This is a genomic window from Streptomyces sp. NTD91, assembly GCF_059510455.1.
In genome coordinates, this window is record NZ_JCAJZW010000049.1 from 15,930 (window position 1) to 32,893 (window position 16,964).

Annotated in this window: 17 protein-coding genes; 9 read left to right on the top strand and 8 right to left on the bottom strand. The window is 73.2% G+C overall.

Features of this window, described 5'->3' with window-relative positions; genetic code table 11:
- Positions 1-65 precede the first annotated feature (65 nt).
- From AC5WRT_RS33150 to AC5WRT_RS33170, 5 genes are all read left to right on the top strand, one after another.
- Positions 66-386 carry an L-rhamnose mutarotase gene (locus AC5WRT_RS33150; protein WP_496097772.1) on the top strand — a complete coding sequence of 107 codons (321 nt, stop codon included), beginning with the start codon at positions 66-68 and terminating at the stop codon, positions 384-386.
- Positions 383-1,738, top strand: a complete 1,356-nt coding sequence (locus AC5WRT_RS33155; protein ID WP_496097773.1) for a BNR repeat-containing protein — start codon at positions 383-385, stop codon at positions 1,736-1,738. The genes AC5WRT_RS33150 and AC5WRT_RS33155 overlap by 4 nt, the downstream gene beginning before the upstream one ends.
- Before the next feature lie 54 nt (positions 1,739-1,792).
- The gene (locus AC5WRT_RS33160; RefSeq protein ID WP_496097774.1) at positions 1,793-2,818 is read left to right on the top strand and encodes a LacI family DNA-binding transcriptional regulator; all 1,026 of its coding nucleotides are present in this window, start codon (positions 1,793-1,795) and stop codon (positions 2,816-2,818) included.
- Between the two features lie 97 nt (positions 2,819-2,915).
- Complete coding sequence (locus AC5WRT_RS33165; RefSeq protein WP_496097775.1) at positions 2,916-4,217, top strand: alpha/beta fold hydrolase; 1,302 nt, start codon at positions 2,916-2,918, stop codon at positions 4,215-4,217.
- Between the two features lie 52 nt (positions 4,218-4,269).
- Positions 4,270-4,425 (top strand): hypothetical protein, encoded by a 156-nt coding sequence (locus AC5WRT_RS33170; protein ID WP_496097776.1) that lies wholly within the window; start codon positions 4,270-4,272, stop codon positions 4,423-4,425.
- A gap of 3 nt (positions 4,426-4,428) precedes the next feature.
- On the opposite strand, the gene AC5WRT_RS33175 is transcribed toward AC5WRT_RS33170, so the two are convergent.
- The gene (locus AC5WRT_RS33175; protein ID WP_496097777.1) at positions 4,429-4,815 is read right to left on the bottom strand and encodes a hypothetical protein; all 387 of its coding nucleotides are present in this window, start codon (positions 4,813-4,815) and stop codon (positions 4,429-4,431) included.
- A gap of 234 nt (positions 4,816-5,049) precedes the next feature.
- On the opposite strand from AC5WRT_RS33175, the gene AC5WRT_RS33180 reads away from it, so the two are divergent.
- A complete protein-coding gene (locus AC5WRT_RS33180; RefSeq protein WP_496097778.1) occupies positions 5,050-5,919 on the top strand; it encodes a pentapeptide repeat-containing protein in 870 nt (289 codons plus the stop codon).
- On the opposite strand, the gene AC5WRT_RS33185 is transcribed toward AC5WRT_RS33180, so the two are convergent.
- A complete protein-coding gene (locus tag AC5WRT_RS33185) occupies positions 5,881-7,497 on the bottom strand; it encodes a cytochrome P450 (RefSeq protein ID WP_496097779.1) in 1,617 nt (538 codons plus the stop codon). The two genes, AC5WRT_RS33180 and AC5WRT_RS33185, sit on opposite strands and share 39 nt — an antisense overlap.
- Positions 7,498-7,609: 112 nt before the next feature.
- Between AC5WRT_RS33185 and AC5WRT_RS33190 the strand changes: the two genes are divergently transcribed.
- The gene (locus tag AC5WRT_RS33190; RefSeq protein ID WP_496097780.1) at positions 7,610-8,215 is read left to right on the top strand and encodes a TetR/AcrR family transcriptional regulator; all 606 of its coding nucleotides are present in this window, start codon (positions 7,610-7,612) and stop codon (positions 8,213-8,215) included.
- A gap of 74 nt (positions 8,216-8,289) precedes the next feature.
- On the opposite strand, the gene AC5WRT_RS33195 is transcribed toward AC5WRT_RS33190, so the two are convergent.
- Together AC5WRT_RS33195 and AC5WRT_RS33200 are read right to left on the bottom strand one after the other, a co-directional pair.
- Positions 8,290-9,543, bottom strand: coding sequence for an FUSC family protein (locus AC5WRT_RS33195; protein ID WP_496097781.1), 1,254 nt, complete (start codon positions 9,541-9,543; stop codon positions 8,290-8,292).
- Positions 9,544-9,765: 222 nt separating this feature from the next.
- Positions 9,766-10,260 (bottom strand): FBP domain-containing protein, encoded by a 495-nt coding sequence (locus tag AC5WRT_RS33200; RefSeq protein ID WP_496097782.1) that lies wholly within the window; start codon positions 10,258-10,260, stop codon positions 9,766-9,768.
- 912 nt (positions 10,261-11,172) lie between these two features.
- Between AC5WRT_RS33200 and AC5WRT_RS33205 the strand changes: the two genes are divergently transcribed.
- Positions 11,173-12,462, top strand: a complete 1,290-nt coding sequence (locus tag AC5WRT_RS33205) for an ROK family protein (protein WP_496097783.1) — start codon at positions 11,173-11,175, stop codon at positions 12,460-12,462.
- A gap of 106 nt (positions 12,463-12,568) precedes the next feature.
- Here the strand turns inward: AC5WRT_RS33205 and AC5WRT_RS33210 are convergent, their stop codons facing one another.
- On the bottom strand, positions 12,569-12,841 hold the full coding sequence (locus AC5WRT_RS33210) for a hypothetical protein (protein WP_496097784.1): 273 nt from the start codon (positions 12,839-12,841) through the stop codon (positions 12,569-12,571).
- Positions 12,842-12,862: 21 nt separating this feature from the next.
- Positions 12,863-13,894 carry an SDR family oxidoreductase gene (locus tag AC5WRT_RS33215; protein WP_496097785.1) on the bottom strand — a complete coding sequence of 344 codons (1,032 nt, stop codon included), beginning with the start codon at positions 13,892-13,894 and terminating at the stop codon, positions 12,863-12,865.
- A 176-nt stretch (positions 13,895-14,070) separates the two neighbouring features.
- On the opposite strand from AC5WRT_RS33215, the gene AC5WRT_RS33220 reads away from it, so the two are divergent.
- The gene (locus tag AC5WRT_RS33220; RefSeq protein ID WP_496097786.1) at positions 14,071-14,946 is read left to right on the top strand and encodes an alpha/beta fold hydrolase; all 876 of its coding nucleotides are present in this window, start codon (positions 14,071-14,073) and stop codon (positions 14,944-14,946) included.
- A 261-nt stretch (positions 14,947-15,207) separates the two neighbouring features.
- On the opposite strand, the gene AC5WRT_RS33225 is transcribed toward AC5WRT_RS33220, so the two are convergent.
- Positions 15,208-15,864: an HAD family hydrolase gene (locus tag AC5WRT_RS33225; RefSeq protein WP_496097787.1), complete on the bottom strand. Its 657-nt coding sequence runs from the start codon at positions 15,862-15,864 to the stop codon at positions 15,208-15,210.
- Positions 15,865-15,914: 50 nt separating this feature from the next.
- On the bottom strand, positions 15,915-16,958 hold the full coding sequence (locus tag AC5WRT_RS33230) for a PHP domain-containing protein (RefSeq protein WP_496100879.1): 1,044 nt from the start codon (positions 16,956-16,958) through the stop codon (positions 15,915-15,917).
- Positions 16,959-16,964 lie beyond the last annotated feature (6 nt).

A 16,964-nucleotide genomic window follows, 5' to 3' on the forward strand; every position in this document is an offset into this window, starting at 1 on the left:
AGCGTGCACGGCGTCGCGCGGCGGACGGGAATGGTCGGCCAGGCCCAGGGTCCCGGGGGTTGTGGATGCAACGGATGTGCTTTCTGCTGAAGGTCGGGGAGGACCGTCTCGACGAGTACCGTGAGCGGCACGCCGCCGTCCGGCCGGAGATGCTCGACGCCCTGAGGGCGACCGGCTGGCACAACCACTCGCTGTTCCTGCGCGAGGACGGGCTGCTGGTCGGCCATCTGGAGACGGACGACTTCGTCGCGACCCGGGCCGCGATGGAAGCAACCGAGGTCAACGCCCGCTGGCAGGCGGAGATGGCGCCGTTCTTCGAGTCGCTGGACGGCGCCCGGCCCGCCGAGGCCATGAAAGCCCTCACGGAGGTGTTCCACCTGTCATGACCGCCGTCGGCAGCAGACACCCGGCCCCTGAGATCACCTGGCTCGGTCGTACCCTCCTCGATGCCCGGGCCCTGTACTTCGTGTCGTACGACGGCCTGGTCAACACCAACTCCTTCCAGAAGAGCGGCCTGTTCACCCACCGGGGCCGGCAGTACGCGGCCTGGTACGCGGCCGACCGCCGTGCGACCGTCGCCCGCCGCGGCCCCGGTGCGGACCGGTGGTCCTCGGTGACGCTCGGCCACAGCCTCAAGAGCGACGACTCCCACAACGTGATCTCGATGGGCGTCTCCCGCGTCGACGGCCGGCTGCACATCGTCATGGACGCGCACAGCGACGGCTTCTTCTACGTGAGGTCCGTCGCCGGGCTCCTCGATACCGACCGGCCGTGGACTCCGGCCGCCTTCGGGCCCGTGCGCACCACGCTCGACGCACTCGCGCTCACGCCCGAGTTCACCTATCCGCAGTTCGTCCCCGCCCCCGACGGGGGCCTGCAGCTCAGCTACCGGGCCGGGATCTCCGGCGACGGCCGCAACGCCCTCGCGGAGTACGACGGTTCGACGTGGACGGCCCTGGGGGAGTGGACCGGTTCGGCGGGCACCTACACCAGCGCGCACGGGTCCAGCACCGCCCGCAACATGTACCTGCACGGCGTCGACTACGACGTCCACGGCCGGCTGCACGCGTTCTTCACGTGGCGCGAGCGGAGCGCGTCCGTGATGTGCGGCGCCGGCGGTCTGACCAATCATGACACCGGTTATGTCCGCTCCGACGACCGCGGCCGGACCTGGCGCGACGACACCGGCGCGGTCGTGGGCAGGACCGGAGGCCCCCAGAAGGTCGCCGTGCACACTCCTGGAGTGGTGGTGGACCCGCTCGGCCCCGACCACTGCCTGATGAACCAGGAGAGCCAGACGACCGACTCGGCCGGCCGGCCGCACGCGATCATCAGTCACGTACCCGGCCGTTTCGGCCCGTGCACCAGGGACTACGTCTCCGAGCGCACCGCCCACGGGCGGGCCTTCCACCTCCGCAAGGACGCCTCCGGAGCCTGGCGGAAGACCGAGATCCCCGTCCCGCTCGACTCCAGCCAGCGCACCGGACTCGTCCTGGACCGGCACGACAACGCCTACGCGGTCCTTCCGTTCGGGCGGGTCGCCGCCGCCTCCCGGGCCTCCGGGTACACCGACTGGACCCTGCTGTACGACGGCGGTGACCTGAACGCCTTCGGTGAAGTGGTGATCGACGAGACGCGGGTCCATGAGGACAATGTCCTGTCCTTCATGTACCAGGAGAAGTCCACCGGCACCACGCCGTCCCCCCTCCACGTGGCCGACTTCGCGCTGCCGTCATGACGGTAATGTGAAGGTCGTCCCGCCGCCCCACAGTCCCCTGGAGGTCTCCGCCCGATGGCCCAGTCGGTGGGTATCAAGGACGTCGCCCGAGCCGCCGGAGTGTCGGTGGGCACGGTGTCGAACGTCATCAACCGCCCGGACACCGTCGCCAGCGAGACCCGGGCGCGGGTGCTGTCGGCGATCGACCGGCTCGGTTATGTCCGCAGCGAGTCCGCACGCCAGTTGCGCGCGGGCCGCAGCCGGATCATGGGTCTGCTCGTGCTCGACATGGGCAACCCGTTCTTCGTGGACGTGGCGCGTGGCGCGGAGCGGGCGGCCCGCGACGCGGGACTGGGCGTGATGGTGTGCAACAGCGCCCAGAACGCGGGCGAGGAGGCCGAGTACCTGGCCCTCTTCGCCGAGCAGCGGGTGCGCGGGGTGCTGCTGACCCCGGCCGACGCCACCGGCCGGAACATCGACGCGTTCCGTCGGCACGGCATCCCGTTCGTGCTGGTCGACCGGGTCGCCGAGGGCACCACCGAGTGCTCGGTGTCCGTGGACGACGTGGCCGGCGGCGCGCTCGCCGTGCGTCATCTGGTCGAAGCCGGGCACGGGTCCATCGCCTATGTCAGCGGACCGCCCGGCCTCAACCAGGTGCGCGACCGCCGCACCGGCGCGCTGAACGCCCTCGCCGAGGCCGGGCTCGGCCCCGAGGCGCTGCGCGAACTGCCCTCCGAACGTCTCGACGTGGCCGCCGGCCGGGACGCCGGCGCCCGGCTGCTCGGCCTCGCCGACCGCCCCACCGCCGTGTTCTGCGCCAACGACCTCCTCGCCCTGGGCGTCCTGCAGGCCATGTACGCGGCGGGCGTCGCGGTCCCCGACGACCTGGCGATCGTCGGCTACGACGACATCGAGTTCGCGGCGGCGGCCGCCGTACCACTGACCTCGGTGCGGCAGCCCGCTGTCACGATGGGCGCCCTCGCCGCCGAGCTGCTGCTGGAGGAGACCGAACAGGGCGAGGGCGGGCGCACGCACGAACACCGCCGGGTGGTGCTCCAGCCGGAACTCGTGGTGCGCCGCTCCAGCCTCGCCGCCCGCTGAACCGCCGTTCAGCAGAATCGGTGATCCCGGGTCTCGGCCCGCGCCCGGTGATGTGCTGAACTGGGTCCCGTCCGTGTCGTCCGTCCCGGGAGCCCCGTTGAGTCTCAGCTACCGCCAGCCCGGCGTCATCCTCACCGACCGCCGTTTCGTCGTGCCTCTCGACCACGCCCGGCCGGACGGCGAGACGATCGAGCTGTACGCCCGGGAAGTGGTCGCGAGCGACAAGGCCGGGCGGGAGCTGCCCTGGCTGCTCTACCTCCAGGGCGGCCCGGGCTTCGGGGCGAATCGTTTCGTCGGACGTCAGGCCTGGCTCGACCGGGCCCTGAAGGACTACCGGGTGCTGCTGCTCGACCAGCGCGGCACCGGCAGTTCCACGCCCGCCACCCGGCAGACGCTTCCGCTCCGTGGCGGCCCCGCCGGGCAGGCCGACTACCTGACCCGTTTCCGCGCCGACTCGATCGTCCGGGACTGCGAGACCGTCCGCCGTCAGGTCACCGGCGGTGCCCCGTGGACCGTGCTCGGCCAGAGCTTCGGCGGCTTCTGCACGGTGTCGTACCTCTCCCTGGCCCCCGAGGGCCTGGACGCCGCCGTCATCACCGGAGGTCTGCCCTCCCTGCACGCGCACGCCGACGACGTCTACCGCGCGGCCTACCCGCGCGTCGAACGCAAGGTCACCGCGCACTACGCCCGGTACCCGCAGGACATCGAGCGGGCCCGCCACATCGCCGACCACCTCCTCACCCACGAGGTGACCCTTCCGAACGGCTACCGCTTCACGGTCGAGGCGTTCCAGTCGCTCGGCCTGATGCTCGGCACGGGCGACGGCAGCCACCGGCTGCATCACCTGCTGGAGGACGCCTTCGTGCGTACACCGGCCGGCCCGGAGCTGTCCGACGCCTTCCAGGAACAGGCCCAGTCCCTGCTGTCCTACGCCGGCCACCCCCTGTACGCCCTCGTCCACGAGGCGATCTACGGCCAGGACACCCGCCCGACCGCCTGGTCCGCCGAGCGGATCCGCGCCGAGTTCCCGCAGTTCGACGCGGCCAAGGCGCTCGCGGGCGACGCACCGGTGCTGTTCACCGGCGAGACGGTCCACCCCTGGATGTTCGACGCCGACCCGGCCCTGCGGCCCCTGCGCGAGACCGCCGATCTGCTCGCCGCCCGCACCGACTGGACGCCCCTGTACGACCCCGCCCGCCTCGCCGCCAACGAGGTGCCGGTCGTGGCCGCCGTCTACCACGACGACATGTACGTCGACACCGCCCACTCCCTGGAGACCGCCCGCGCCGTCCGCGGCCTGCGCACCTGGATCACGAACGAGTACGAACACGACGGCCTGCGCACAGGCGCGCCACGGGTGCTGGACCGCCTGCTGGCGATGGCACGCGACGAGGTGTGACGCGAGCCGTCCCACCCACGCGGTCGACGCCGAGCCCGGCCCGGAGCGTGCGGTGCGCTCGCTGCTCGAATCCCGCACCCGCATCGAGGCGTTGACCGACCAGGACGCCGAGACCCGCGCCCATGACTTCCTGACCGCGCGGACGGCAGCCACCGCCGAGCGCTTCGGCGGCGCTTCGGCGGTGGCTTTCGAGGTGTTCGGCCGCTGAGCCCTACCGGGCCGGCGTGCACACCTGGGTGACGGCTCGCGTCTCGCCCTGCGGCGTGTACGTGATGCTCTTGCCGTCCGTGTTGAAGCGCAGCTGCACCGTGCCGTCGTCGTACGCCCCTCCGGGGGAAAGGATCTGCTGCACGATATGACCGGTGCCGGAGACCACGACGGCGCGTCCCTCGGAGATCAGCACGTAGGTGTTGTCGACGCTGGTGGTGCAGGACGGGAGGCTCGCGCTGGACGGTGGCACGGCTTCGCCGACCTGGAAGGTGGGCGACGGCGACGGACTCGCGGCGGCCGTGGACGGGGCGGCGCCGGCCAGGATCTGGACGGCGAGCGCCGCACCGCTCAGCGCGGCGGCCAGGGCGAGCTGGGGCGTGCTGGGCATGAACGGCTCCTTTGCTGCGGAAAGGTTCGAGCATCGCTCCTCACACACGACTGAAGGCCTTCCGGCGCGGGGCGGCGATCTCGCGTGGGCCGGACGGGTGAAGCCGGGCTCGTCCGGCGGCCCCGGACTGCGCACCGGTGGCGCTCGCGCGGCCGGTGCGCGACCATGTACCGCGCCCCGGCCCCCGAGGCGGTGGGAGCGGCCCGGACCGGACGGCCCGGTAGGCTGGCCCGCATGCCGGATCGGTCAGCGGGCCTTCCCGAGCTGCGCGGGGACTGCGCGCGCTGCTTCGGGCTGTGCTGTGTCGCCCTGCCCTTCGCCGCCTCCGCGGACTTCGCGAGGGACAAGCCCGCAGGGAAACCGTGTCCCAGCCTCCGGGCCGACCATCGCTGCGGCATCCACGCCGACCTGCGGAAGAAGGGGTTCGCCGGATGCACGGTCTATGACTGCTTCGGTGCCGGGCAGAAGGTCTCGCAGCTCACCTTCGGCGGGCAGGACTGGCGTACGGGTCCCAAGGAGCACGCCCGGCGGATGTTCGACGTGTTCCCGGTCGTACGGCAGCTGCACGAACTGCTGTGGTACCTGACCGAGGCGCTCGCCCTGCCCGCCGCCCGCCCGGTCCACCCCGAGCTGCGGCGGGCGCTGGAGGAGACCGAGCGGCTGACCCGGCAGGCCCCCGAGGCACTGGTGGCGCTGGACGTGGCCGCGCACCGGCAGCGGGTCAACGTGCTGCTGCTGCGGACCGGCGAGCTGGCCCGGACCGGCGAGCTGGCCCGGGCCGACGCCGGCGGGGCACGGGGCGGCAGGAAGCGCAACGGCAAGGACCACCGGGGCGCCGATCTGATCGGGGCCCGGCTGCGGGGCGCCGAGTTGCGCGGGGCGAGCCTGCGCGGCGCCTGTCTGATCGCCGCCGACCTCACCGGCGCCGATCTGCGCGGCGCGGACATGATCGGCGCCGATCTGCGGAACGCCGACCTGAGCGACGCGGACCTCACCGGCGCGTTCTTCCTCACCCAGCCCCAGATCGACGCTGCGCGCGGGAACGCCGGGACCCGGCTGCCCGCGTCAGTCGCCCGGCCGGTGCACTGGACAGCGGTCGGCTGACGCCGAGTGCTCCGCCGGGACGGCCACCGCATGTGAGGGACACGAGCGGTCGTCGTCCGTGCGCGGGCCGGCCGTGGTTTCCCGCGCTCCCGCGGCGGCGGCAGCCGGGTCTGCGGCACCGTCCCGCGCCGCCTGGCGCCGGTCGCGCCGCTCCAGCCCGAGCCGCAGCCCCTCCGGCATCACCGTCAACCGCTCGGTGACGCTCAGCCGGTACGCGGGGTCGGCGATCAGGTCGTAGCGGCGCAGCAGCAGACCGAGGACCAGGGCCGCCTCGTGCAGGGCGAACTGGCGGCCGATGCAGGCCCGCGCTCCGGTGCCGAACGGCTTGAAGGTGTGCGGGGGCCTGGCCCGTACCGACTTCGCGTCGAAGCGGTCCGGGTCGAAGCGCTCGGCGTCCTCGCCCCAGACCTCCGGATCGCGGTGCAGCATGGGTGTCAGGACCAGCGCCCACGCGCCCCGGCGCATCGGGTGGTCAGCGGCCAGCACGGTGTCCCGCAGGGCCTCGCGGGCGAAGGCCGGGGCGGTCGGCCACAGGCGCAGGGACTCGTCCAGCACCCGGCGGACGTACCGCAGCTTGGCGACCTGGTCGTAGCCGGGCCGTGCCGTGTCGCCCCAGACACGGTCCACCTCTGCCCGGGCCCGGGCGGTGACCTCGGGGTGCAGGGCGAGGTAGTACAGGGCGAAGGAGAGCGCGCCCGAGGTGGTCTCGTGGCCCGCGACCAGGAACGTGATCACCTGCTTGCGGACGTTCTCCGCCGACAGTTTCTCGCCCGTCTCCGGGTGTGTCGTCTCCAGCATGCGGTCCAGCAGGTCGCCGTCCCCGCGGCCGGTGCGCCGCCGCTCCGCGACCAGGTCGTCGACCGTCCTGTTCAGGTGGGCCATGTCGGCCGCGTTGCGGCGGGCTGCGGTGCGCAGCAGCAGCGGGGCGAGCGGCGTGGGAACGCTGTTCAGACGCTGGGCGTAGGTGAGGGTGCCGACCATCGCGGTGACGAAGGGGTGGGGGCGGTCCCTCTCGAAGGAACCGAAGTCGTGCCCGAACCCGGTCCGCGCGATCGTCTCCAGGGTCAGCTTGGTCATGTCCCCGGGCACGTCCACCGTGCGTCCGGCCGCCGCCTCGCGGTCCCAGTGGTCGGTCAGCCGGCCGGCGACCGACAGCATCATGCCGTGGTAGCCCTCCATGGCCTCCCGGCTGAAGCCCGGCGCCAGGACGTCGTGTGCCAGTTGCCAGTTGGGCTCGTGGTTGTAGGCGGTGAACAGACCGTCCCCGGCGACCGGCCGCAGGTTGGCCACGCCCAGGCCGACGTGCTTGGCGAACCGGGACTCGTCGGCCAGGTCGGCGACCAGCCGCGCACCCCACACGAACACGAACTCCTTGCCGAAGACCCGCCGCCGGAAGATCGGCCCCAGGTCGCGTGCGAACCGCATGGAGTCCTGCAGCGGCCTGCGCCGGTCGACGCCGACGACGTCGCCGAGCAGCGGCAGCCGGCGCGGTGGGTGCGGGATGCGGTGCAGCTCGGGCCAGCCCTGCTCGGCGCTCCGGAAGCCCTTCGGCAGCCCGGTGTCCGTCGTGTCCGCCATGACGCCGATCTCCCTTGATCCAACCTTGGTCCAACGGACGTGTTGTACGTGGGTTCAATAGCCGTTCCCAGTGTCGACCGGTTGTTGAACCCACGTCAAGTAAAGTGGCGTCATGCCCGCGAACCAGGGGGAACGCGCCCGGCGCCGACTCAGTACCGAGGAGCGCCGTGAGCAGCTGCTGTCGGTAGGCGCGAGGCTGTTCTCGGAGAATCCGTACGACGACGTCTGGATCGAGCAGGTCGCCGAGATCGCCGGGGTGTCCCGGGGCCTGCTGTACCACTACTTCCCGACCAAGCGGGACTTCTTCGCGGCGGTCGTCGAGCGCGAGAGCGAGCGGATGCTGCGCATGACGGCGGCGGTGCCCGGCGTGCCCGTGCGCGAGCAGCTCACCGCCGGCCTGGACACCTACCTCGGGTACGTCCGGGCGCACGCGCACGGCTTTCGTGCCTTCCACCGCGCCGACGCGGCAGGCGACCAGGCGGTGCGCCGGGTCTACCAGCGGGCGCTGGCCGCCCAGGAGCAGCAGATCCTCGCGGCGCTGGCCGCCGACCCCGAGTTCGGGCCCGCCTTCGAGAGCGCCCCGCAGGTCCGTCTGGCCGTGCGCGGCTGGCTCGCCTTCACCACCGCCGTGTGCCTGGAGTGGCTGCGCGACGGCGAGCTGACCCGCGAGCAGGTGCGCGACCTGTGTGCCCGGGCGCTGCTCGGTGTCATCGCCTGACCGTCCTCACGGCTCCTCCCGTGGGGGCGTGGTCGGCGTGTCTCCCGTCCGCGCCGGGCCCGCCCGGCGTCCCGTCACCAAGAACGCCCGCCGAACCCCACACGGTTGCGCCACAGCTCGTCCTGCACGCCGATCCGCTCACGCAGCCGGGTCATCCGCGGCAGCTTGGCCCGCTGCTCCTGCGAGACCCGGTCCAGCTCCTCCAGCAGCCGGCGGGTACGGTGCTCGGTGTTCAGCTCGTCGATGATCCGGGTCGCCTCGGTCAGCACGGCCCCGTACAGCTGCCAGTGCGCCGGGTCCTTGCCGATCTCCTCCCGGAGCAGCTCGGCCAGCCGGTCCCGGGTGCCGGCCGCCGTGTGCAGCTCTGCGGTCAGCCGGGCCTCCGCCGACTCGGCGTTCTCGCTCAGATGGGTCGTGACCAGGACCGCGAAGCTGACCACCGCGTCGGCGATCTCCGACAGCAGCTGCTCCACGGTGGCCCCCACCCGGGGCGGGAACAGCTCCTCGGCGCCGCGGGCCTTCGCGAGGTCCGTGAAGGTGCGGGCGAGCACCCGCAGGACCACCGTGCAGATCTCCAGCGTGTCCAGGCCGGTGCGCAGCACCACCCGGTGCAGCAGCCCCTCCCTGACCCGCGGATTGAGTCGCAGGCTGTCCTCGGCCTGCCGCAGCGACGCGTCCACCTGCGTGATGTGGTGGTCCAGCCGACGGGCCTCGTGCAGCCGCTCGGCCGCCCGCTCCCAGGAGATCCGGCCGGCCGCCTCCTCACCCATCCGCAGCATCAACTGCCGGACCCGGCGCGCCTGGTCCTCGATCGAGTGGCCCGCCTTGTCCACCCACACCGGGGGCGGGAGCAGCAGATTGCACGCCGTCCCGACGACGGCGCCGATCAGTGTCTCCACGATGCGCGCCCAGGCGGTGAACCCGACGGTGGTGACCCCGAGCACCAGCATGGCGCTGATCGCCACCTCGGCGACGTACTCGTCGACCCGGACCAGGTGCCCCACGGCCAGCGAGGCCACGATCAGCAGCGCGAGACTCCACCAGGTCAGCCCCACCAGCACGCTGAACGCGATCGCGACGAGGACCCCCGCCACCACCGAGTTCACCCGGCGGATGCCGTTGGTGAGGGTGGCGTAGAAGGTCACCTGGACCACCAGCAGCGCGGTCAGCGGTGCGGTCAGCGGGGCCGGCTCGGGGCTCAGCCGCAGCGCGACGACATAGGCGATCGTCGCCGCCGTCGCCGAGCGCAGCGTCTGGACGACCACCGGCTCCCTGCGGTGCCGCAGCAGGCCCAGCAGTCCCGTGGTCCACTTCCGTACGTGGTGCATCCCTTGGCCTGTTCCCGTTCCTCGCACGAGTCGAACGTGGACCCGTCCCGGACTGCCGACGCCCTGTACGGCGACCGGGTGACGGAGCTGGAGGAGGCCCTGGACGTCGTGGCCGACGCCTGCGCGAGGCTGCCCCCCGACGCCGCTCGGCCCGCTGCCGCTCGCCGCCGGCGCGGCCGGGACGCCGTCGTGCACGGCTCGGACACAGCTCGCCGATGTCCGTCAGGCGTACAGCTTGTCGATGAACGCGGAGAGGTTGCCGGTCGTACGGGCGATCTGCTCCTCCGTGGTCAGGCTCTCCTCGAACCGGCCGCCGGACTCCGGCGTCCTCTTGCCCCGCACATACAGCGAACAGGCCAGATCGGTGCACATGTACAGGCCGACCGAGTTGCCCTCGCGGCCCGCCGACCCCGCCTTCCTCGCGGTCATCAGTGTCACGCCGCCACCGGGATGCGTGGTCAGGCACAGCGAGCACATGCTGCGGTGCAGAAAGCCGCGCTGCGAGGCCTGGAAGCGCAGGGCGACGCCGACGAGCCGGTCGTCCCGCTCGGTGACCAGGTAGCTGCGGTCGGGCGCTCCCGGATCCCGCCAGCCGAGGAAGTCCAGGTCCTCCCAGGGGCGTTCGCCGAGGTCACGGGGCAAGGTCAGTCGCTTGGCCTCCCCCTTGGAGCAGTTGACGAAGCAGTCGCGGATGTCCTGCTCGGTGAGCGGTCTCATGAGGGGAGTCCTTCCGGATTCGATGCCGCGAACCTGTGCCATGGGATCCATGGCCAGAACCTAATATCCTTAGGTTCAGGGCTAGCCTAGGTAGCCAAGGGGGGAGGGGGCGAATGGATTTCCGGCAGGGTCCCGCGAACGCCGGGCGCCGGACCGCATGGGCGCGGTGCTGCGGCCATCGCCGACCTCCGACGGTGGATGTCGGCAACTCCTGACCCGCCGCGTCGGGTTGCAGGAGCGGCCGAACGCGCGGCAGCGCACCCTGCTCGCCGAGGTCAACCCCTGCCCGCCCGAGCGGGCCGCCCTCGCCGCCCTGACCGGCGACGACCCGCGCTCCCTGGTCGAACCGGCCGAGGACCACCCCGCCCTGCGCGGCGCCCTCGACCGGGCGCTCCTGCTCGACCTGCTGACCCCGCTCAGCTCTTCGGCTGCGACCACCCCGACGCCGACTTCCTGCACGCCGACGAGCCGGGGCCGGCCGAGGATGCCGGCGCGGTGTCGCTGCGTCCGGCCTTCAGCGCGGCACCCGAGAATGGCGCGATGTTCGTCCAGCACCGCATCGCCGCCGAGGCCGAGGAGTTCTGGCAGCTGCTTGCACGCCGGGGCGCGGGCGTGGGTGTGCGGCGACGGTGCGAGGATGGCCCCCGGCGCCCGGGAGGCGTTCCGCACGCTGTACCGGGAGCGGACGCCGGGCGGCGACGGGGCTGCGGCCGAAGTCTCGACGCGCCGGTGGCCGAGGGGCGCTGCGTGGAGGCGTGTACGCGGCGGGGTGGGCGGCCCCGACCCCGGCCGGTACGGCAGTCCCCCACCCCCTCCTTAGCTCATACCGTGAACTAAGGGTTGGGGGAAACTCGCCTCCGCCCGGCCGAAGGGGTATGTTGCAGGTCGGGCAGGGTTCGTGAAGGGAGCGCTATGGCGGGGCGTAACGGGCGTACGGTGCGCGACCTGAGACGGGGCAACCGTACGGCCGTGCTGCAGAAGCTGTACTTCGACGGCCCCCTCAGCCGCTTCGAACTTGGCCCGGCCACCGGTCTGAGCTCCGGCTCGGTCAGCAACGTGGTCGCCGACCTCATCGCGGACGGCCTGGTCGAGGAGGCCGGCAGCGTCGACTCCGACGGCGGCCGGCCCCGTACCCTGCTGCGCGTCGCCCCCGACAGCGGACAGATGATCGGCGTCGACGTCGGCGAAACCCGCGTCCGCGTCGAGCTGTTCGACCTGGCGCTGACCGAACTCGCCCGCACTGAGCACCCGTTGACCCCGCAGGGGTACGACGTCGAGGTGATCGCCGGCCACATCCGCGACGGCATCGCCGAGGTGCTCGGCGCCGAGCAGGCCGTGGCGGAGCGGCTGCTCGGCGTCGGGATCGGTGTGCCCGGCATCGTCGAGCACGACCCGGACCGGGGCGCCGTCGTCCACGGGCAGACCATCGGCTGGGACGCCGTCCCGCTGGAGCGACTGCTCCGCTCGGCCTCCCGGCTGCCGGACGAGATCCCGTACTTCATCGACAACGGCGCCAAGACCCTGGGTCAGGCGGAGATGTGGTTCGGCGCGGGACGCGGCGCCCGCAACGCCGTCGTCGTGCTCTTCGGCTCCGGCGTCGGCGCGTGCGTGGTCACTCCCGAGGTGGAGCACGGACGGGCGGTCGAGTGGGGGCATCTGACCGTGCGGGTGCGTGGCCGCCGCTGCCGCTGCGGTGCCTTTGGCTGCCTGGAGGCCTACGCCGGTGCCGAGTCGCTGCTCGCCCGCTGGGGGGAGGAGGGCGGACGGCCGCCCGAGGGCACCGACGAGGAGACGGCGCTCACCGCGATGCTCGCCGCCGCCTACCCGGCCGACGGCGCCGCGCCCGACCCGGTCGCGCTGGCCGTCCTGGAGGAGACGGCCGAGTATCTCGGCGCCGGTCTCTCCGACCTGATCAACCTCTTCCAGCCCGAGCGGATCCTCATCGGCGGCTGGGCGGGTCTCCAACTGGGCGCCCGGTTCCTGCCCGCCGTACGCCGCCACGCGACGGCGTACGCGCTGCGGCACCCGGCCGACAGGGTGACGATCGACCTCGGCCGGCTGGGACCGGACGCGGTCACCGTCGGTGCGGCGATCCTGCCGCTGGCCGACTTCTTCGCCAGCGGCGGCCGCCGTCCGGAACCGGTCACGGAGGACCGTCTGCCGGCGTGGCGCGCGGCGCTGCGACAGCGGGCGCCGCGCTGAACGACCGTCGCGCGGGCGCCCGCTGCACGCGGCTGCGCCTCGCGTGGCCGGACACGACGGCACCGCGGACGGCCCGACGGCCTTTCCCGGGCACGGCGCCCGCGGCTCAGGCCGACGGTTCGTCCGGCGACGGGTGTTCGGGGTGGACCGTCCCCGAGAGCGGTGAGCCGCTCGGGCCCGTTCCGGCCTCGTCCGTGCCGGGAAGGTCGGCGTCCGGCCGGGAGCCGTCCGCGTCCTCCTTCGCGCCCGAGGTGTCCTCGTCGCGCCGGTCCGGGGCAACCTCCCACGGGTCCACGCCCGCTCCCGCCTGCTGGTCGGGCATGTCCCTCGGAACCGGGCCCGACCCGCGCTCCGGCTTCCGCTCGCGTTCCACGGCCATCACGTACTCCTCCCGGCCCGCTCAGCCGACCTTCCGTCCGCGCATCGGCTCGGTGTCCATGCCCGCGCCCTTCTGCAGGCCCTCCAGGAACTCCTGCAGCACCTCGGTCGCCGTGCGCCGCGGCTGCCAGCCCAGTCCGGTGTGCGCCCGGCCGCAGTCCATCAGCGGCAGGCGCAGTACGGCGTCGAACAGATGCGGTGAGGCGGGCAGCAGATGCAGTTCCCAGGCCGCGGCGATCGCCGACCGGGCCGCCGTGCGCGGCAGCCGTACCGGGCGGCTGCCCAGCAGCTCGGCGAGCACGGTGGCGTCGAGCGGCGGGTCCGCGGCGAGATTGAACGCGCCCCGCGCGCCGTCCGTGTGCACCGCCAGCCGGTAGGCCTCGGCCGCATCGTCGGTGTGCAGCGCCTGTACCCGCAGGCCCGGGACGTCCGGCAGGAACGGCAGCAGCTCCGGGCGGGCGAGCGGACCCGGCAGGAACCGCCCGCCGAAGATCCGCCGCTGCTCGCTCGCGGACTGCCGCTTGAACAGGAACGCCGGCCGCATCCGCACCACCCGCACCTCGGGATGGTCCCGCTCGAACACGTCCAGCGTGCGTTCCAGATACGCCTTCTCCCGGCAGTAGGCGGCGTCCGGCCAGCCGTGCGTCGGCCAGGACTCGTCCACCGCTCGGTCCTTCGGGCCCGGCGAGTAGGCGCCCACGGACGAGGCGTGCACCAGCACCGGCACCCGTGCCGCGGCGACCGCCTCGAACACCCGGATGCCGCCGAGCACGTTGGTCCGCCAGGTCACCGCCGGGTCGTGCGTCGGCTGGAACGCCCAGGCCAGGTGGATCACCGCGTCCGCACCCTCGAAGCGCTCGGCGAGATTCCCCTCGTCGGCGGCGAGGTCGAGCGCGGTCCACTCGGTGTTGGGCGGCGACCACCCGGGCGTACGCCGGGCCAGTCCGCGCACGGACTTGATCTGCGGGTCCTCCGAGAGCAGCCGCACCACACTCGTGCCGACATTGCCGGTGGCGCCCGTGACGACGACCCTTCTGCCCGCTGCGCTGCTCACCTTCGGCTCCTCTCGGCCCACGGTTTCGCGGACGCCCGGGTACCCGGGGCCGGGCGCGGACACACCCGGCCATGACGTGGGGGGTAATCGACCGGAGCGTCCGGTTCGGGGAGCATCGAGAACGTCAGCGCGACGACAGGCGTCGCCCTGCGTCCCCTACCGCCGAGGAGGCACCCATGCCGTACTTCGAGAGCCCCGTCGACGGCACCCGTCTGCACTACGTCGACCACGGCCCCGCGACCGGTGCCGTCGTCGTCTTCGCCGCCAGCGCCTACCTCGGCCACGAGATGTGGGAGTACCAGACGCTGCCCCTCGCCGAGGCCGGATTCCGCTGCGTGGCCCTGGACCGGCGGGGCCACGGCCGCTCCGACGACACCTGGACCGGCTACGACCTCGACACCCTCGCCGACGACCTGCACGGCCTGCTCGACCACCTGGACCTGCGCGGGGTCACCCTCGTGGGGCACTCCGTGGGCTCCGCCGAGGTGATCCGCTGCGTGACCCGGCACGGCACCGCGCGCGTGGACCGGCTCGCCCTGGTCGCCGGGGTCAGCCCCGGGATCGTCCGCTCGCCGGACTTCCCGGAGGGCATCGACCCTGCGCACGTGCGCGCCGACGAGGAGCTGTTCCGCCGCGACCGGGCCGCCTACTACACCCTGCTCGCGGACGACTTCTTCGCCGTCCAGTGCGGCAACGACGTCTCCCCGGCGTACGTCCGCCATCTGATCGACCGCTGCCTGGTCGCCGCGCCCCGCGCCGCGACCGGCGTCCGGGCCGTCGTCGCCGGGCTGGACATCGCCGACGAACTGCCCGGGCTGGACCTGCCGGTGCTGGTCGTGCACGGCACCCACGACACCTCGGCGCCGCTGGCCCTGACCGGTGAGCGCGCGGCCCGGCTGGTGCCGGAGGGCACCCTGAAGGTGTACGAGAACGCCGGGCACGGCCTGTTCGCGACGCACGCCGCACGACTCACGGCCGACCTGCGGGATTTCGCCGAGGCCGGCGGTGTCCGCACGGGCGGGCCGGTCGGTGCCGGAGTGGCCGGCCGGTGAAGGGGAACCGGCGGCCGGCCCCGAACACGAAGGAGCCCCGGCCGTGACGGGGGATTCACGGCCGGGGCGGTCAGGTGGCGGGCACGGACGGCGGTCGCCTCTCGGCGAACGGCTCCACAGGGCTTCAGCCGAACGATCGTCCCTGTGGGCAAAGGACGAGGCCCGGGGACAACGTCCCGCCCGCACCCAGGACTTGTTCAACGGGCAACCATTGCGTGGTGTTCCGGCCGTGCCTGTGACCTGTGTCACCCTCTGTGAAGTTCAGGTCAGCGGGCTGCCGTCGAGTCGTTCGAGCAGGTCGGCGGGGTCGGCGTAGACGGCCTGCGCCCCAGCCTCCTCCAGGTCGGCCCGGGGGATTCCGCCGCACAGCACCCCCACACAGCGCACCCCGGCCCTGCTGCCCGCGCGCATGTCCCACACGGTGTCCCCGACGAGCACCGCCCGCGAGGCGGGCACCCCGGCCAGTTCCAGCGCGTGCTCCACGGGCTCCGGGGCGGGCTTGCCCTCCTGCACGTCCTCCGAACTCGCGGTGGCTGCGATGGCGTCGTCGGCACCGATCGCCCGGCGCAGCGCACCCAGCTCGGCGCCGCTCGCCGAGGTGGCGAGGACGACCGCCCAGCCGTCCCGGTGCAGTCGGCGCAGCAGCTGCCCGGCCTTCGGCAGGGCGGGCAGCCGGTCGAAGTACTGGCCGTACAACGCCTTGTGCGCGGCGCTCAGCCGGGCGTCCCGATCCTTGTCGCGGCCGTCACCCAGCAGGTGGGCGATCAGATCCGTGGAGCCGAGGCCCACGGCCCGGTGCACGGCGTGCATGGGCACGTCGTGCCCGGCCTGCCGGAAGGCCTCCCACCAGGTGACGACATGCAGGTGATTGGTGTCGACCAGGGTCCCGTCGACGTCGAAGACGGCGGCGCGCTCCATCAGGGTCCTTTCCTGGCTCTCGGTGCGTGCCGGGTACCACGCAGGGCGGCTCAGGAACCCGCTGCACGGGCCGGAACCCGGCCCTCGCGGGTCCAGGCCAGCAGTTCCTCGGCGGACCAGGTCGTCACCACCCGCCCGGCGGGCACCCCGCACTCCTCGGCCCGGGCGCAGCCCAGGTTCTGCCAGTCCAGCTGGCCGGGCGCGTGGGCGTCGGTGTCGACGGAGAACAGCGCCCCCGCCTCCACGGCCCGCCGCAGCAGCCGGCGGGGCGGGTCCAGCCGCTCCGGACGGCTGTTGATCTCCACGGCCGTGCCGGACTCGGCGCAGGCGGCGAAGACCGCGTCCGCGTCGAACTCCGACTCCGGCCGCCCCCGGCCCGTCACCAGTCGCCCCGTGCAGTGCCCGAGCACATGCGCGTGCGGGTCGCGTACGGCGGCCACCATGCGGCGGGTCATCGAGCGGGCGTCCATCCGCAGCTTGGAGTGCACCGACACCACGACCACGTCCAGCCGCTCCAGCAGCTCCGGCACCTGGTCCAGCGAGCCGTCCTCGAGGATGTCGCACTCGATGCCGGTGAGCAGCCGGAACGGCGCCCAGCGGGCGTTCAGCTCCGCCACCACCTCCAGCTGCTCCCGCAGCCGCTCCGGCGACAGCCCGCGGGCCACGGTCAGCCGCGGGGAGTGGTCGGTCAGCGCGGTCCACTCGTGTCCGAGCGCGGCCGCCGCCCGCCCCATCTCCTCGATCGGGCTGCCCCCGTCGGACCAGTCGGAATGGGTGTGACAGTCCCCCCGGATCATCGCCCGCATATCGGCCCCGGCGTCCTTCGCCGCGACCGACGCCCCGGCCTCCTCCTCCAGTTTGCGCAGATAGCCGGGCACCTCGCCGGCCAGCGCCTCCCGCACCACCTGCGCGGTCTTCGGCCCGACGCCCTTGAGCGCCTCCAGCGTCCCGGCCGCCGCCCGCACGGCCACCTCCTCGGCGGGCAGGGCGGCCAGGGTCCGGGAGGCGGTACGGAAGGCCTTGACCCGGTAGGCGGGGGCCAGGGCGCGCTCCAGCAGAAACGCGATCCGGTCGAGGGCGGCCACGGGCTCCATGCACCC

Coding starts and splice junctions, on each gene's coding strand:
- AC5WRT_RS33160 (WP_496097774.1), top strand. CDS start 1,793: ATGGCCCAGTCGGTGGGTATCAAGGACGTCGCCCGAGCCGCCGGAGTG.
- AC5WRT_RS33225 (WP_496097787.1), bottom strand. CDS start 15,864: ATGGAGCGCGCCGCCGTCTTCGACGTCGACGGGACCCTGGTCGACACC.
- AC5WRT_RS33185 (WP_496097779.1), bottom strand. CDS start 7,497: ATGGCGGACACGACGGACACCGGGCTGCCGAAGGGCTTCCGGAGCGCC.
- AC5WRT_RS33230 (WP_496100879.1), bottom strand. CDS start 16,958: ATGGAGCCCGTGGCCGCCCTCGACCGGATCGCGTTTCTGCTGGAGCGC.
- AC5WRT_RS33150 (WP_496097772.1), top strand. CDS start 66: ATGCAACGGATGTGCTTTCTGCTGAAGGTCGGGGAGGACCGTCTCGAC.
- AC5WRT_RS33195 (WP_496097781.1), bottom strand. CDS start 9,543: ATGCACCACGTACGGAAGTGGACCACGGGACTGCTGGGCCTGCTGCGG.
- AC5WRT_RS33155 (WP_496097773.1), top strand. CDS start 383: ATGACCGCCGTCGGCAGCAGACACCCGGCCCCTGAGATCACCTGGCTC.
- AC5WRT_RS33205 (WP_496097783.1), top strand. CDS start 11,173: ATGGCGGGGCGTAACGGGCGTACGGTGCGCGACCTGAGACGGGGCAAC.
- AC5WRT_RS33220 (WP_496097786.1), top strand. CDS start 14,071: ATGCCGTACTTCGAGAGCCCCGTCGACGGCACCCGTCTGCACTACGTC.
- AC5WRT_RS33210 (WP_496097784.1), bottom strand. CDS start 12,841: ATGGCCGTGGAACGCGAGCGGAAGCCGGAGCGCGGGTCGGGCCCGGTT.
- AC5WRT_RS33200 (WP_496097782.1), bottom strand. CDS start 10,260: ATGAGACCGCTCACCGAGCAGGACATCCGCGACTGCTTCGTCAACTGC.
- AC5WRT_RS33190 (WP_496097780.1), top strand. CDS start 7,610: ATGCCCGCGAACCAGGGGGAACGCGCCCGGCGCCGACTCAGTACCGAG.
- AC5WRT_RS33180 (WP_496097778.1), top strand. CDS start 5,050: ATGCCGGATCGGTCAGCGGGCCTTCCCGAGCTGCGCGGGGACTGCGCG.
- AC5WRT_RS33175 (WP_496097777.1), bottom strand. CDS start 4,815: ATGCCCAGCACGCCCCAGCTCGCCCTGGCCGCCGCGCTGAGCGGTGCG.